The sequence below is a fragment of the Streptomyces sp. SCSIO 30461 genome (assembly GCF_037023745.1).
In the GTDB taxonomy this organism is placed as follows: Bacteria; Actinomycetota; Actinomycetes; order Streptomycetales; family Streptomycetaceae; genus Streptomyces.
This window is the reverse complement of sequence record NZ_CP146101.1, coordinates 5,317,641-5,332,688: the sequence shown is the minus strand read 5'-3', so window position 1 is coordinate 5,332,688 and position 15,048 is coordinate 5,317,641. Positions and strand designations below refer to the sequence as shown.

12 protein-coding genes are annotated in these 15,048 nt (G+C 69.3%); 10 read left to right on the top strand and 2 right to left on the bottom strand.

The window, feature by feature from the left end; all coding sequences use genetic code 11:
* Positions 1 to 15: 15 nt before the first annotated feature.
* Positions 16 to 1,188 (bottom strand): AI-2E family transporter, encoded by a 1,173-nt coding sequence (locus V1460_RS23855; protein WP_407077513.1) that lies wholly within the window; start codon positions 1,186 to 1,188, stop codon positions 16 to 18.
* Positions 1,189 to 1,410: 222 nt separating this feature from the next.
* Between V1460_RS23855 and V1460_RS23850 the strand changes: the two genes are divergently transcribed.
* Together V1460_RS23850 and V1460_RS23845 are read left to right on the top strand one after the other, a co-directional pair.
* Positions 1,411 to 4,983, top strand: a complete 3,573-nt coding sequence (locus V1460_RS23850) for a DNA polymerase III subunit alpha (protein ID WP_338675655.1) — start codon at positions 1,411 to 1,413, stop codon at positions 4,981 to 4,983.
* Positions 4,980 to 5,966 carry a hypothetical protein gene (locus V1460_RS23845; protein WP_338675654.1) on the top strand — a complete coding sequence of 329 codons (987 nt, stop codon included), beginning with the start codon at positions 4,980 to 4,982 and terminating at the stop codon, positions 5,964 to 5,966. The genes V1460_RS23850 and V1460_RS23845 overlap by 4 nt, the downstream gene beginning before the upstream one ends.
* 19 nt (positions 5,967 to 5,985) lie before the next feature.
* On the opposite strand, the gene V1460_RS23840 is transcribed toward V1460_RS23845, so the two are convergent.
* Positions 5,986 to 6,498, bottom strand: a complete 513-nt coding sequence (locus tag V1460_RS23840) for a GNAT family N-acetyltransferase (protein ID WP_338675653.1) — start codon at positions 6,496 to 6,498, stop codon at positions 5,986 to 5,988.
* 206 nt (positions 6,499 to 6,704) lie between these two features.
* Between V1460_RS23840 and V1460_RS23835 the strand changes: the two genes are divergently transcribed.
* The 8 genes from V1460_RS23835 (at position 6,705) to V1460_RS23800 (ending at position 15,044) form a co-directional block, all read left to right on the top strand.
* Positions 6,705 to 7,535, top strand: a complete 831-nt coding sequence (locus tag V1460_RS23835) for an SCO2525 family SAM-dependent methyltransferase (protein WP_338675652.1) — start codon at positions 6,705 to 6,707, stop codon at positions 7,533 to 7,535.
* 102 nt (positions 7,536 to 7,637) lie between these two features.
* Positions 7,638 to 9,479 carry an SCO2524 family protein gene (locus V1460_RS23830; RefSeq protein ID WP_338675651.1) on the top strand — a complete coding sequence of 614 codons (1,842 nt, stop codon included), beginning with the start codon at positions 7,638 to 7,640 and terminating at the stop codon, positions 9,477 to 9,479.
* Positions 9,480 to 9,482: 3 nt separating this feature from the next.
* Entirely contained in the window at positions 9,483 to 10,394 is a 912-nt protein-coding gene (locus V1460_RS23825) for an SCO2523 family variant P-loop protein (RefSeq protein ID WP_338675650.1), read from the top strand.
* On the top strand, positions 10,391 to 11,347 hold the full coding sequence (locus tag V1460_RS23820; RefSeq protein ID WP_338675649.1) for an SCO2522 family protein: 957 nt from the start codon (positions 10,391 to 10,393) through the stop codon (positions 11,345 to 11,347). Before V1460_RS23825 ends, V1460_RS23820 begins: the two co-directional genes overlap by 4 nt.
* Position 11,348: 1 nt before the next feature.
* Positions 11,349 to 12,326, top strand: a complete 978-nt coding sequence (locus V1460_RS23815) for an SCO2521 family protein (RefSeq protein ID WP_338675648.1) — start codon at positions 11,349 to 11,351, stop codon at positions 12,324 to 12,326.
* Between the two features lie 62 nt (positions 12,327 to 12,388).
* The gene (locus tag V1460_RS23810) at positions 12,389 to 13,351 is read left to right on the top strand and encodes a DUF6879 family protein (protein ID WP_338675647.1); all 963 of its coding nucleotides are present in this window, start codon (positions 12,389 to 12,391) and stop codon (positions 13,349 to 13,351) included.
* A gap of 270 nt (positions 13,352 to 13,621) precedes the next feature.
* On the top strand, positions 13,622 to 14,488 hold the full coding sequence (locus tag V1460_RS23805) for an alpha/beta fold hydrolase (protein WP_338675646.1): 867 nt from the start codon (positions 13,622 to 13,624) through the stop codon (positions 14,486 to 14,488).
* Positions 14,489 to 14,630: 142 nt separating this feature from the next.
* Complete coding sequence (locus V1460_RS23800) at positions 14,631 to 15,044, top strand: S1 family peptidase (protein ID WP_407077512.1); 414 nt, start codon at positions 14,631 to 14,633, stop codon at positions 15,042 to 15,044.
* Positions 15,045 to 15,048 lie beyond the last annotated feature (4 nt).

Here is a 15,048-nt window from a genome sequence, read left to right as displayed (position 1 = left end):
GAGCCCGGGTCGCCCTCAGGGGCGGCCCGGGCTCGGGGCGTCCGTACGCTCCGGTGTGCTCGTCCTGTGCAGGGCCTGCCGTACCGCCCAGAGCACCGACACCAGGGGGACGGCCACGATCGCGCCGATCACCCCCGCGGCGATGGCCCCGCCGACGACGGTGAGCGCCACCACCAGCGGGTGCAGCCGGACGGCCCAGCTCATCACGATCGGGTGCAGCACATGCCCCTCGATCTGCCCGATGACCACGATCAGCCCGACGACGACGGCCGCGGTGATCGGGCCGTTCGCCGCCAGGGCCACCAATGCCGCCACGGTGAGTGCGATGGGGGAGCCGATCAGCGGAATGAAGGCGGCGAAGAACACGAGCAGCGCCAAGGGCACGGCGAGGGGCACCCCGATGAGATGGAGCGCCACCCCGACGAGTACCGCGTTGGTCGCCGCCACCAGCACGATGCCGTGGGTGTATCCGGTGAAGGTCCGCCATGCGGCGCGGCCTGCCAGCGCCACCCTGTCCCGGACGGACAGCGGCAGCTGGACGCAGAACCAGGCCCACTGCCGGTCGCCCGAGTGCAGGAAGAAGACCGCGCAGAACAGCCCGAGTGCCAGCGTCGTCAGTACCTCCACCAGCTGTCCGGCTCCGCTGAGGGCTCTGCCGGCGAGTGCCGAGCGATGCTCGGACAGAAAACCTTTGATGCGCGCCTGGACATCCGTGAGCGCGTCCGGGTCCAGTGCGAGTGGTGACTGCTCCAGCCAGTGCTGGATCCTCCCGATCCCGGCACCGAGCTCGTGCTGCAGGGAGCCCCACTCCCCGGCGATCGTCTCGCCGACCAGCGCCAGGATGCCGAATACGACGATCACGCTGCCGATCAGAGTGAGCGCGACGGCGAGCGGACGGGGCAGTACCCGCGCCAGCAGGTCGGTCGCCGGCCGCAGCGCCGCCGTGCCGACCAGTCCGAGGAAGACGGCCACGGTGAGTTCGTGGAAGCGCCCGAGCACCGAGAAGACCGCATAGACCACGATGCCGATGGCCAGCAGCCGCCAGCAGTATGCCGCGGCGGTGCGCAGGGCGGGGGCGACCGGGGGTTCACCGCCCGGGACGGGGCGCGCCTGGCGTACGGGGCGGCGCGCTGTGTGTGACGGCAAGTGCCGGCCGCTGCCGTGCCGTGCGGCGGATCGCCTCGGCATCTGCCGTCACCACCTCCCGGTACGCCCCGACTCGTACCACGCCGGCGCAGTGGCCCAACGCTCCGGGGTCGACATTCCCCCCTATGGCATCTTCTGGTCCTCTTGGCGCTCCCGGTGTGTCCGTGTCGGCGCACCCGCCCCATCGATTCGCACGGACGTTCGAAACTTGGTCTATGGTGGGGGTGAGGGGGAGGTGAGAGCGGATTGAGCCAGGAGGTGCGGATGCCCGGTTTCACGCATCTGCACACAGCGTCCGGGTTCTCCATGCGGTACGGGGCCTCGCACCCGGAGCAGCTGGCCGCGCGCGCGGCCGAGCGGGGTATGGATGCGCTGGCCCTGACCGACCGCGACACCCTCGCGGGAGCCGTCCGGTTCGCCAAGGCCTGCGCCAAGGCGGGAGTGCGTCCGCTGTTCGGCACCGAGCTCGCCGTACGCGACGAGGGGAGCGCGAAACGCGGAGAGGTGGGCGGCCGGCCCACGCGCCGGCGTACCCCGGTGCGCGGTGGTGCCTTCATCGATGAGTCGACCCCCCGGGTCGTCTTCCTCGCCCGCGCAGGTGCCGACGGCTGGGCGGAGCTCTGCCGACTGGTCACCGCCGCCCACGCCACCGCCGCCGATGGTCCGCCCGCCCTCGAACGGGACGCTCTGGGGGAGTCCGCCGACGGGGTCACCGTCCTGCTCGGTCCCGGTTCCGAGGTCGGCGCGGCGCTGGCAGCCGGTCGCCCCGACCGGGCCGCCCGGCTGCTCGCCCCCTGGCGGGAACGCTACGGGGACGCCCTGCGGCTCGAAGCCGTGCATCACGGGATCGCGGGTACCGGCCCGGGCTCGCTGCGGCTCGCCGCCCGTACCGTCGGCTTCGCGGCCGAGCAGGGGGTCCGTGCCGTGCTGAGCAACGCCGTGCGGTACGCCGACCCGGGGCAGGGGCCGATCGCGGACGTCCTGGACGCGGCCCGCAGGCTCGTCCCGGTCGATCCGACCAGGGGCCTGGACAGCGGGGAGCGCTGGCTCAAGGGTTCGGACGGGATGCACCGCGCGGCAGAGCGGATAGCCGAGGCCGCCGGATGGCGGCGCGACGCGGCACACCGGCTGCTCACCGCCACGGAGGAGACCGCAGGCGAGTGCCTGGTGGACCCCGAGGACGATCTGGGCATGGGGTACGCGTACTACCCGGAGCCGCATCTCGTCGGCGCCGACCGGCGCACGGCGCAGCGGGTGCTCGCTTCCAGGGCTGCGGCGGGGATGGTGATGCGCGGATACGACCGGATGCCCGGCGCCCGTACGTACTGGGAGCGCATGCACTCCGAACTGGACGTCATCGCTGCCCACGGCAATGCCACCTATTTCCTGACGGTTGCTCAAGTGGTCGATGACGTGAGGAAGATGGGTATCAGGGTGGCTGCGCGCGGCTCCGGGGCCGGTTCCCTGGTGAACCATCTGCTCGGCATCGCCCACGCCGATCCGGTCGAGCAGCACCTGCTGATGGAGCGCTTCCTGTCCAGGCGCCGGTTCGTGCTGCCCGACATCGACATCGACGTCGAGTCCGCGCGCCGTCTGGAGGTCTACCGCGCGATCATCGACCGCTTCGGCGCGGAGCGGGTCGCCGCCGTCGCCATGCCCGAGACCTACCGGGTGCGGCACGCGATCCGTGATGTGGGCGCCGCCCTGAGCATGGAGCCGGTCGAGATAGACCGGCTCGCCAAGGCGTTCCCGCACATCCGGGCCCGTGACGCCCGCGCCGCGCTGGCGGAGCTGCCCGAACTGCGCGAGGCGGCCCGGGAATACCGGCCGGACGGTGGCAGGCATGGCAGGCTCTGGGAACTGGTCGAAGCGCTGGACGCGCTGCCGCGCGGAGTGGCCATGCATCCGTGCGGGGTGCTGATCTCGGACGCCTCGCTGCTCGGTCGTACGCCCGTGGTGCCGACCAGCGGCCTGGTCCCGCACGGCTCGCAGGTCCCGCAAGGGCCGCCGGGCTTTCCGGACGAGCCCGGAGGCACCCCCTTTCCCATGTCGCAGTTCGACAAGGACGACGTCGAGGACCTCGGGCTGCTCAAGCTCGATGTGCTGGGGGTGCGGATGCAGTCGGCGATGGCTCATGCCGTCGCCGAGGTCGAGCGGGCGACCGGGCACCGGATCGACCTGGACGACCCCGGACAGGTGGTCCCGGACGATCCGGCGACCTACCGGCTCATCCGTTCCGCCGAGACGCTGGGCTGCTTCCAGATCGAGTCCCCGGGCCAGCGCGACCTCATCGGCAGGCTGCAGCCCGAGAACTTCCATGACCTCGTGGTCGATATCTCGCTGTTTCGGCCGGGGCCGGTCGCCGCCGACATGGTGCGGCCGTTCATCGAGGCCAGGCACGGGCGCGCGCCGGTCCGCCATCCGCACCCGGACCTGGCGGCAACGCTCGGGGAGACCTACGGGGTCGTCGTGTTCCACGAGCAGATCATCGAGATGGTGGACATCCTGACGGGATGCGGGCCGGACGAGGCCGACCGGGTGCGCAGGGGGCTCTCCGACCCCGAGTCGCAGGGGCGGATCAGGGTGTGGTTCGGGCAGCGGGCGGAGCGCAGGGGGTACTCGGCCGAAGTGATCGAACGGGCCTGGGAGATCATCGAGGCGTTCGGTTCCTACGGGTTCTGCAAGGCGCACGCGGTGGCCTTCGCCGTGCCCACGTATCAGTCGGCGTGGCTCAAGGCCCACCACCCGGCGGCCTTCTACGCGGGTTTGCTCACCCATGACCCCGGGATGTATCCGAAGCGGCTGCTGCTGGCGGACGCGCGGCGACGCGGGGTGCCGGTGCTGCCGTTGGATGTGAACCGGTCTGCGGTCGCTCATCGCATCGAACTGGTGTCCGATGTGGGTGGTGGTGCCGAGGGCGGGGTGTGGGGTCTGCGGCTGGCGTTCGCCGATGTGCATGGAATCAGCGGGGCGGAGGCCGCCCGGATCGAGGCGGGCCAGCCGTACGCCTCCCTGCGGGACTTCTGGGAGCGTGCACACCCCGGGCGTCCCGTGGCGGAACGGCTCGCGCAGGTGGGCGCGCTCGACGCGTTCGGCGCCAATCGCCGCGACCTGCTGCTGCATCTCGCCGAACTCCACCGCACCCGGCGGGGGTCGGCCTCCCACGGTCGCGGCGGTCAGCTTCCGCTGGGTGGCGGTCGGGGTACCGCGTCCGTCGGGCTGCCCGATCTCAACGAGGCCGAGCGGCTCAGCGCCGAGCTGAACGTGCTCGGCATGGATGCGTCCCGGCATCTGATGGCGGACCACCGTGCCTTCCTCGCCGAGCTCGGCGTGACCTCGGCGAAGCGCCTGCGCGACGCCGAGCACGGTGCCGCCGTGCTGGTCGCGGGGGCCAAGGCGGCCACCCAGACTCCGCCGATCCGCTCCGGCCGCCGGGTCGTCTTCACCACCCTGGACGACGGCACGGGGCTGGTCGACCTCGCCTTCTTCGACGACAGCCACGAAGCCTGTGCTCACACCGTGTTCCATTCCTGGCTGCTGCTGGTGCGCGGAGTGGTCCAGCGCCGCGGCCCGCGCAGCCTGAGTGTGGTCGGCTCCGCGGCCTGGAACCTCGCGGACCTGATCGAGGTGCGCCGTGAAGGAGGACTCGACGCGGTGGCGCGACGGCTGGCCGAGAGCGGTCCGTCCACCGGCGCTCCGGCCGCCCCGTCCGCCGGTCGCAGTATCCGTATGTCCACCGGATACGAGATGAACGCCTGGGCCGACCTCCGTCCTGCGGGCGAAAACACCGCAGCCACACGGAAGTTGTGGCACCAGAGCCCGGGGAGTGCGGGATGACGGCCCAACCATCGGTCCTGTGCCTGCGGTTCCGCATGGCAGGCTGCGACCGGTCTCCGGACGAGGCCTCCTATGCCGGGCTGCTCGCGCTCCTCGGCGCGTTCACCCCCACCGTCGAGGCCTTGCCGCCGGACGGGGCACTCGCCGATGTGCGGGGCGCGCTGCGCTACTTCGGCAGGGACGCGACCGGACTGGCCGCGGTGATACGGGTACGGGCACTTGCCCTGTACGGGGCGGACTGCGTCATCGGTGCCGGCCCCAACCCCTTGCTGGCCCGGATGGCGGCACGCGAGGCCGGACCCGGCAGGACCCTGGCCGTGGGCGGCACGGCGGAGTTCCTCGCCGGACGCCCGGTCGCCGCACTGCACGGGGTCGGCCCGGTGACCGCCCGCGCCCTGTGCGGATACGGACTCGACACCGTCGACCGGGTCGCCGCCGCGCCCCTGGCCGTACTTCAGCGCATCCTCGGCGCACGTACCGGGCGGGAGGTGCACGAGAAGGCCCATGGCATCGACCGCACCCCGGTCGTCCCCAATGCCGTGGCCCGCTCCGTCGGCGCCGAACGCGCCTTCCCGCGCGATGAACTGGACCCGTCCAGGCACCGCCGCGCCCTGATCTCGCTGGGCGAGGAACTCGGCGCCCGGATGCGCGGGGAAGGTCAGGTCTGCCGGTCCCTGAGTCTCACCGTGCGCTATGCCGACCGCACCACGACCACCAGGTCCCGTGCGCTGTCCGAGCCGACCGCCCACTCGGCGACCCTCACCGGCACCGCGTACGGACTGCTCGACACCCTCGGCCTGCAGCGCGCCCGTGTGCGCGGCATCGCCCTGCGCGCCGATGGGCTGCTCCCCGCCGAGCGGGCGGCGCACCAGCTCACCTTCGACCCCGCGGACGAGAAGGCCCGCCGTATCGAGGCGGCAGCAGACCGCGTCCGGGCCAGGTTCGGCCCCCGGGCGGTCGTCCCGGGCTCGCTCGCCGCGTGAGCGACGCGTCCGTCGGTGGTCAGAGCCGCAGCACCATCACCAGGCGGTCGTCTCCGGGGCCGAAGTAGTCCCGGTGGTGTTCGACCTTGTCGAAGCCCAGTGACTCGTAGAGCTCGATGGCGGCGGCGTTGGCCGGCTCCACGGTCAGCCAGACCTCGCCCACCTCGTGCGCGCGTAATCGTTTCAGCGCCTCTGCCATCAGCCAGCGGCCGAACCCCCGGCCCCGCGAGCGGCGGTCGATGGCCAGCCCCAGGATCCAACTGCGTGACCTGTCGAGCCTCGTGCCCATCAGCACGTATCCGAGCAGTTCCCCACCGTCGTCGACCACCAGCAGCTGGTCCCCGTAGACGTCGTAGAACTGACGCAACACGAAGAAGGGATAGGCGTGTTCGGCGAAGACGTCCTGGTCGAGAAGCGCCAGCGGATCGAGGTCCGCTTCGGTGACCGGTCTCACCTGCGGTGGCCGGCTCCGGGCGGCGAAGGACACCGCGGCGGCGCGTGACAGAGAACGATCTCCAGGCGGAGGAGTCATGCCACTCCCTCACGAAGGGGCCAAAGGCGCTACACATCACCCTTACGAGTGATGCGGGCCGGGTGACCCGGTGCCGTGCCCGCCGGACCGCGGGCGGAGCTGGTCGGATCAAGCATTGCCCGCCCCAGCAGGACCTTCAAGGTGGGAACGGGCCGTCGAAGGCCACACGCACCGACGCGCCCCCCGTGCTTCGGAAGTCTTGTGCAGTGCGGGACCTGACGGTGTTTTTCCATTACCATTGGAAGATGGTTCTGAAACCGACTGACCGTCCGGAGATCCGCGAGTCCGGGAAAGCGGAGCTCAACGACGAGGCCAACTGGAACTCGTTCGACTCCGACGCGTATGTTGATCATAACTATCGTGAGCTGCGTCCCGATGACGAGCAGATCATTCGTATCGTCCGCGATTACTTCTGTGAGCACTTCCAGCGAAACCCGGAGCGTCCTGATTCGGGCATTGACGTCGGCTCGGGTGCCAATCTGTACCCCGCCCTCACCCTGCTCCCGTGGTGCGGCGTGATGACCCTGTTCGAACGAGCCGAGACCAACGTCCAGTGGCTGGAACGCCAGATCCCCCGCTACGACGCCAACTGGGACGCGTTCTGGGACGTACTGTCCGAGCGGAGGCCCTACGCGGCCGTTGATGACCCGCGCCCGGCGCTGCGGCTTGCCGCCCACGTCAAGCAGGGCAACCTCTTCCATCTGCCCGAGCGGCGCTGGGGCATCGGAACGATGTTCTTCGTGGCCGAGTCGATGTCCACCTCGATCGAGGAGTTCCGGGAGGGCGTGCAGCGCTTCGCCGAGTGCCTGACGCCCGGTGCCCCCTACGCCGCCGCCTTCATGGAGGGCTCGCAGGGTTACTCGGTGGGTGACGAGTTCTTCCCCGCGTGCAGCGTCGATGCGAATGATGTGCGGGACAGTTTGGCGCCCTTCACGGAAGGCGATGTCCAGGTTTCCTCCATCGGAATTCCAGGGGATCCGCTCCGGGTCGGCTACGAAGGAATGATCGTGGCCTGCGGAAAGCGTAATTCCGCATAGTCGCACGACGGTATGACGTCATATGGCTGCCGAATGACATCGATCCTGACGGGCGAATGACTTACTTCACGCTGCAGGGCGTCAGTACGAGGGGTATGGGGGATGCAGATCAAGCCACGCCAGCAACTGCTCGATATCTGGCGGGCCATTGCGCGCCACTCGTTCCAGGACGGTGAATGGGACTGGGGTGAATGGGGTGGGCGCAGCAGTGTCGCGGACGCCGAGCGCCTGCTCTGCCTGATGTATCCCGCTACCGAGATCCCGGCGTTCCGCCTGGATGATCCGGACACAACGGACCGCGACGTACAGGACGCGCTCAAGGACGTCGGCGGCCGACTGGAGATCCCCGGAAAGCTCCTGACGGCGCTCGTGGAATTCATGCGCACCCACACATCGGGTGACAAGCAACCCAGTTTCGCGGGTGGCCACTACTATGCGTCCGGTGATGCCGAGCGTGAACTCACCAAAGAACAAAGGGAGTTGGGAGTAGTCGACTCCTTCTCCATGTCGATCACGCTGTCCCTCGCCACCCTCGGCTTCCTCAAGGTCTACCTCAGTAAACCCCGGCGTGCCGAAGTGCGGGCGCTCGCCGATGAACTCAGATCGGCCACCGAGGCACGGCTCACCGCCGCGATGGTCAGCCTGCTGCGCTCCTTCACCATCAATGTCTTCGACGCCGACGCTCCACAGGGCCGCACACTCTGCCGGCTCATCGGTCAGGACCAGGTCTCGGACCGGATCGTCATCCAGCAGTTCCAGCGCCGCTTCAAGTCCCTGCGCGCCGTCCTGCGCGACCAGTTCGTGCTCGGTGTCGACATCGCCGACGGCCTCAACGACGAGAACCAGCTCTTCGAGTGCGGCTGGGCATGGGGCCTGGTGCAGGATGCGCCCGTCGTGGACACCAGCGAGCCGATCGGCCCGCAGCCCTCGGGTGTCGCCAAGCCCATCCCGTACCTCTACTTCACCGTGGTCGCCCTCGACGGCATCCAGGACCTCTTCTCCGAGCGCACCCTCACCCTCGGCCTGCTCAACCAGGAACAGCAGCGGCTCGCCGAGGCCCTGAGACTGCGGTGGGAGATCACTCAGCAGTACTGGTCGGCCATCGCCCGCTTCGGAGAAGGCCCCTGGCCGCTGGAGGACATCCCCTGGCGCACCACGGGACAGCGGCTGGAATCGGAGTACTTCTCGCTCTGTGTGGCCGCCATCCTCGTGTACGACCTGATCCGCAGGCGCGCCACGGACGACGACCTGACCCGCACCGTCACGATCATGGAACGCCTCGCCGAGCGGGGCCGCGTCACCAGCCGGATGACCCAGCGGGACCGGGCGATCACGCTCCACAACCCCGGCATCGAACTGCCCCTGCAAGGCAGCGAGACCCTCGGGCCGCCCATGCAGTGGAACATGACCGACTTCTCCGCGCAGCTGCTCAAGCGCACCATCCAGTTGTGCGCCCTGTCCCGGAACGTGTCCTCGCACGACCGCCTGCTACGGCTGGGTGAACGTATCTTCGACCATGTGTGGCAGCGTCGGCTGCGGGTCGGAGAAGGCGCAGGTCTCTGGGACAACGTCCGCTCCGTCTACCCCGATTCACCGGAGCGCATCGGGCCGCTCTCCTGGAACATCACCGAGCGTGTCACCGAGTGCATGGTCGCCGCGCGCCAGCTCTACACCCAGTCGCCGATCCGCAGCGCCGACCTCTCCGTACTCGCCGGTGATCTGCTCAGCGAAGCCACCCACCTCCTCGGCAGCGAACAGCTGGAACCGACTTCGGTCGCCGAAGGCTCCCGAGGCATCACACTGAAGGGCATCGAGGTCAAACTGCGGCGGGCCCGCGAGATCATCGAAGAACAGCCGGGCACGGCCTACGCGTTGACCATCGAGGTACTCGGCCAGCTGGACACCCTGGCGCTGGCCAGGCACACCGCTTCCAGAGGAGTGTGAACGGTGCTCGTCTTCGCGGCCTCCGACAAGGGAGGCACCGGCCGCTCCGTCACCAGTGCCAATCTCGCCTACCGGCGCGCCATCGCCGGGGACAATGTCTGCTACCTCGACTTCGACTTCGGATCACCCACCGCCGCGGCCGTCTTCGACGTCCCCACCGCCCTGCGGGGAATCGAGCACGGTGGGCTCCACTCCTACCTCACGGGCAAGATCCCCGAGCCGGTGCGGATCGACGTATGGGCCGAGACCGAGCATGACGTACTGCGCCACCGACCCACCGGTTCCGGCGACCTCACCCTGCTGCCGGGCGATCTCAGCGGCGGGGAGTTCGCCGTCACCAAGGACGTGCTGCGCCGCTGCATCGACCTCTTCCTCACCCTGAACAGCGAGTACGACCTGGTCGTGGTGGACCTCAGCGCCGGGCGCAGCTACGCCGTGGACATGGCCCTGGACGCCACCTCCCAGATGCGCAAGGTCAAGGCTCGATGGTTGGTCTACCACCGCTGGACCAGGCAGCATGTCATCGCCGCCGCAGGCCTGGTCTTCGGCCAGCGAGGGATCGTCTCGGGAGGAGTCGCTCGCGGGCATGACGAGGAGCAACTGCGTGGCGCCATCCGCTTCGTACGGGCTGCGGTCCCCGACCCCGAGTCACCCCTGTGGTCCCAGGTGCCGCCCGCCCAGTCCGCCTGGATGCGCATGTGCGACCAGGACCTCAACGAACTCGCCGGTGATCTCGACATCGGCTTCACCAAGGTGCTCGGCTCGGTCCCGCTGGAGCCCGTGCTCCAGTGGCGCGAGCAGCTGATCACCGACGAGGACGTGCTGGCCAGCCGGATCGCCAACATGGAGACCTGGCAGGCGCTGGAGGAACTCGCCGCGAAGCTCATCGACGAAGAGTCCTGGGGGCAGCAGTGAGCGATACCGTCTTCCGCGAGACCACCGCGGAGCCCCGTACCCAGTCCGTACCGCTGTCCCATGTCTCCCTGGAACTGGGCCACCTGTACATGGAGGACTTCGAAGCGGGTCCCGAGAGGCTGAGCGAGCACTTCTCGCAGGTACGGCCCTGGGCCGACGCGGTGCGCGGAATGGCGGCCGGAACCGGCAAGCGGGCCCGGGTGAGTACCTGCTTCCTCATCGACGACTACTTCACCCGATTCTCCACCCCGGCGGAGCTCGTACCCGTGCTGCTGGCCGAGGCAGAACGCCATGGGCTGACCATCGACTACCTGGCCCGGGAATCCGGCTGCGCGGTGGCCGACGGCATCGGCATCGCCGAAGTGGTGGAACACCGGCTGGTCGAGTCGCCCCCGCCGGGCAGTGACGGCTCCCGCCCCCCGGTCAGGGAGATAGGCTGGCTCGCCAACGGCGAACGTACTCCGGGGGTGGAATCCCTGGAAGCCATGGCCAACGTGCCGTCGTGGCGCCCGCCCAGCGAGACCGCGGCCCGGCGCCACTCGGTCTTCATGGACGTCGAGCTCTGGGACGACCTCGACCAGCGCCGCACCTGGTCCTGCCCCTTCCTCGCCGCCGTCTGGCAGCTGACCAGGATGGGACTGCTGCGCTACCGGGGCGAACCGGTGCTGCGCCCCAAGTCCTGGCCCGGCAAGGACTTCCCGCACAGTTGGGACGATCTGCCGCCGCTGATCCAGCTCAACGTGTCCGCCGCGCCCTTCTGCGCCTACCGCACCTACTCCGTGCTGCCGTCCCGCTTCCTACCCGTGGAGCACGCCGTGCGGGTCATCCTGGGGCAGGTCGAGGTGGACCCGGTCGCATTCGGCCAGATCGCCGAGCGCTCAGCCCGCGAGGGGGTGTCGGTGCCCGACGGTGTCGCGGACCGGGCCGGATACGTCTTCTACCCGGGCCCCTGACATGGGCGGACCCGAGGAGGCGCCCAGGAAGCCCGCGCTGGTCTGCGGCGAGATCCGCACCGGTCTGCTCAGGACCCACCAGTCGCTGCCCGCGGCCGGTGCCCTGGAACTGCTACGGCTCCGGGCGGACGAGCGCGTACGGGTCTCCGAGCGCCCCAACCTGCACGCGGTCTCGCCCGACGTCCTCACCGGAGTGGACTGCCGGTTGGCCACGGCGTCCGGCGCCAAGGTGCGCGTGGTGGGCACGGTCGCCGCGCACGCCGTGCTCACCGAAGGCAGGGTGCTCCAGACCACCGCGTACTTCCGTGCCCCCGCCAAGGGGCCCGAGCAGCGGCAGCCCTGGGATCACTACCTGGTCAGGCCCGGGGTGCTCGAACCACTGGGGCGGCTCCCGGAACGGGGCGTCGCCGAGGCGTTCCTGACGGGCCAGCAGCGTCCCGGGGAGCTGGACCTCGGCACGATCGCGGAACAGCTCCTGGGGAATGTCATGCGCCACCCCCTGCTCGACCAGTCACCGCCCTTCAAGTCCGGCCGGACCCGGCTGCGCTGGACCGCGTTGCCGTCCGGCGCTCCTGGAAGGACTCCGTCAATCGAGCGTTTCACCCTGGCCACGGAGGGGCTGCGGACCGTGGAACTGCGAGTGCCCGAGGACACGGAGCCGGCCGCGATCGCGGGGCTCTGCGAGGACCTCGCCCTGCACGACTGGCTGCTCACGACCCTCGTCAGGATGGTCGAGCGCAGTCGGCTCGGGTCGGTGGACGGGCACGGCGCCGTGATGGCGCTGCGGCCGGCGGTCGATCATCTGCTCCATCTGTGGATGCCCAAAGCACGTGTGGACAGGGCTCTTGGCCCGCTCTGGGAGGTGCTCGAAAGGGAGCCGGGATTCACCCGGCAGTGGCAAACGCTGGTCCAGCGCATCAGGGACCAGTTGGCTCTGCAAGCCATTCCGTTGCTGCGCGAGGCCCTGACGGCACGCTGAGACACGTTGGCACGCCGCTGGAGTGTGGGCACGCGCGACCCGAACCGGGGGAGTAGACCGAAGTGAACGCATCGACGACAGCGCGCGGAACATCGGACCCCTTAGGGCGCCCGCAGGGCGGTGGTATACCACCGTTCCTGCTGAAGACCCTGATCACCGTGGTGATCGGCGGATTCACCTACGCTCTGACGAACGCCACGGACCAGCCCGAGGTGTGGAAGCTGACGGCTTCCATCTTCCTCGGCGGGGCTGCCATGATCATTCAGTACATGATCGACTTCGAGCGGCGGCTGGGTGCCGTGGAGTCCGGTCTGATCGTCCACAACGCCGAGATGAAGGAGCTGGTCGCCGAGGGATTCGCCAAGATCAACCAGGCGACGGAGCTTTTCGGACTGGTCGAGGGGTCCGCGCTGCGTACCGACGGCGTGAATCGGCTTGTGCGCAACGCGACATCGGTGAGTTCCGACGGTCCCTCGATCGTCCGGGCCTTCGCCCAGGCCGAGATCAACCGCCTCGCCACCCTGATGGCCAACCTCAACCAGAAGCACACCGACTACGACGGTGAGGACCACGACTGGATCGTCACCCTGACCCAGTGCGCGAGTGGCACGATCGACGCCACCAGCACCTCGGTGGACCATCACTTCTGGCCCAGTGAGCTGGGGCAGCGCTATCTCAGGGAGCAGCGTGACGCCATCCGCGGCCGAGGAGTGCGCATCCGCCGCCTGTTCATCGTGAACACCCCTGACCAGATCGACCGCGCGCTCGAACAACTGGTGGCGCGCCAGAAGAGCCTGGGGATCGACGTACGCGTACTCGCGCTGTCCCAGCTGCCGCCGGAGGCCGGGATCGACACGACGAACGACTTCATCGTGTTCGACGACTCCCTGTCCTATGAAGTCGAGCCCGATCTCCGGGGGATGAACTCCAAGACCACCCTGGACCTGCGGGAGGAGCGTGTGGCGCGGCGTGTGAAGCGCTTCGCGGAGCTCTGGGAGGCAGGAGGCAGGGATCCAGAGGAGTAGGACTCGGCCAGGCCCGGCTCCGCACCGGCTCAGGGCCGTCAAGAACACCATCGGACGACCACCGGGAGGGCTGCCCGGTGGTCGTCCGCATCTGCCCTGTCAGAGAGCATTTTGACGAGGCGATAGTTTTTACCGACGCGTAACTTCCCAGTTCTGGTTACTCGTGCGTACGTTGTCTGAAGTACAGCCCTCACTTGTGGTCCGGGCCGCAGGGAAATCCCCACATCCCCAGTCATCGCCATTTCCCTTGAGCCGCAAGGAGATCGCTCGATGCTGTCCTGGAAACGCGCCCTCAGACCGCTCGCCGCCCTCGTGCTGGCAGCCGCCATCGGCTTCACCCCCGCAGCCACTGCGAGCGCCGCCCCCGCCGCCGCCCCCACCCGTGGCTGGAACGACTACTCCTGCAAGCCCTCGTCCGCCCACCCCCGCCCGGTCGTCCTCGTCCACGGCACCTTCGGGAACTCCTGGGACAACTGGCTCGCCCTCGCGCCGTACCTGGTCCACCGCGGCTACTGCGTCTTCTCGCTCGACTACGGTCAACTGCCCGGTGTCCCGCTCTTTCACGGACTCGGCCCCATCGACAAATCCGCTGAGCAACTGGACGCGTACGTCGACGAGGTGCTCGCCGCGACCGGTGCAGCCGAGGTCGATGTCGTCGGGCACTCCCAGGGCGGCATGATGCCGCGCTACTACCTGAAGTTCCTGGGCGGCGCCGACAAGGTGAACGCGCTCATCGGCCTCGCCCCCGACAACCACGGCACCACGTTGCACGGGCTCGCCGGACTGCTCAAGTACTTCCCCGGCGCGGCCCATCTGCTGAACACCGCCACCCCGGCCCTTGCCGACCAGATCGCCGGATCGGCCTTCCTCACCAAGCTCAACGAGGGCGGGGACACGGTCCCCGGCGTGCAGTACACCGTCATCGCCACCAAGTACGACGAAGTGGTCACGCCCTACCGTTCGGCTTTCCTGAGCGGACCCGGCGTCAAGAACGTGACACTCCAGGACCTCTGCGCCATCGACCTCTCGGAGCATGTGGCGATCGGCTTGTGGGACCGGGTCGCCTACCACGAGGTGACCAACGCACTCGATCCCGCGCATGCCACCCGCACCACCTGCGCTTCGGTCTTCGACTGAACGACGCCATCGGAAACCGGCCGGTGTCGGTACCCGTCGCCGGGTACCGGCACCGGCCGATTGGGCTCGTGGCGCTCATCCCCCACGAGAGGAAGTCTCTTGACCACCTTCCTGAAGCACCTCAGGTCGACCACCGCGATCGGTGCCGTCGCTCTCGCCGCCCTCAGCCTCCAGTCCGGCGCCGCCACCGCAGCCCCCGAGCCGACCCCGCGCGGCGACCTGGGCCCGATGGTCAGAAGGCGGCTCCCAGCAGCGGTACCTTCTCAAGGCCAAGGTGCCGTTCATCGAGGACGCGGCGTGCCAGTCGGCGTACGGTGACCAGCTCACCCCCGGCGAGGAGATCTGCGCCGGACTGCTGGACGCCGGCGGCGTCGACACCTGCCAGGGTGACTCCGGCGGCCCCATGTTCCGCAAGGACGAGGCCGGGGCCTGGACACAGGTCGGCATCGTCAGCTGGGGCGAGGGACGTACCCGACCGGGCAAGCCCGGCGTCCATACCGAGGTGAGCACCTTCGCCGCGGACATCAAGAAGGCCGCAGGGGAACTGGGCGGCTGAGCCG

What these genes read in the sequence shown, in the direction of transcription:
- V1460_RS23830 (WP_338675651.1), top strand. Translation starts at nt 7,638, where the DNA reads ATGCAGATCAAGCCACGCCAGCAACTGCTCGATATCTGGCGGGCCATT.
- V1460_RS23805 (WP_338675646.1), top strand. Translation starts at nt 13,622, where the DNA reads ATGCTGTCCTGGAAACGCGCCCTCAGACCGCTCGCCGCCCTCGTGCTG.
- V1460_RS23855 (WP_407077513.1), bottom strand. Translation starts at nt 1,188, where the DNA reads ATGCCGAGGCGATCCGCCGCACGGCACGGCAGCGGCCGGCACTTGCCG.
- V1460_RS23845 (WP_338675654.1), top strand. Translation starts at nt 4,980, where the DNA reads ATGACGGCCCAACCATCGGTCCTGTGCCTGCGGTTCCGCATGGCAGGC.
- V1460_RS23850 (WP_338675655.1), top strand. Translation starts at nt 1,411, where the DNA reads ATGCCCGGTTTCACGCATCTGCACACAGCGTCCGGGTTCTCCATGCGG.
- V1460_RS23840 (WP_338675653.1), bottom strand. Translation starts at nt 6,498, where the DNA reads ATGACTCCTCCGCCTGGAGATCGTTCTCTGTCACGCGCCGCCGCGGTG.
- V1460_RS23815 (WP_338675648.1), top strand. Translation starts at nt 11,349, where the DNA reads ATGGGCGGACCCGAGGAGGCGCCCAGGAAGCCCGCGCTGGTCTGCGGC.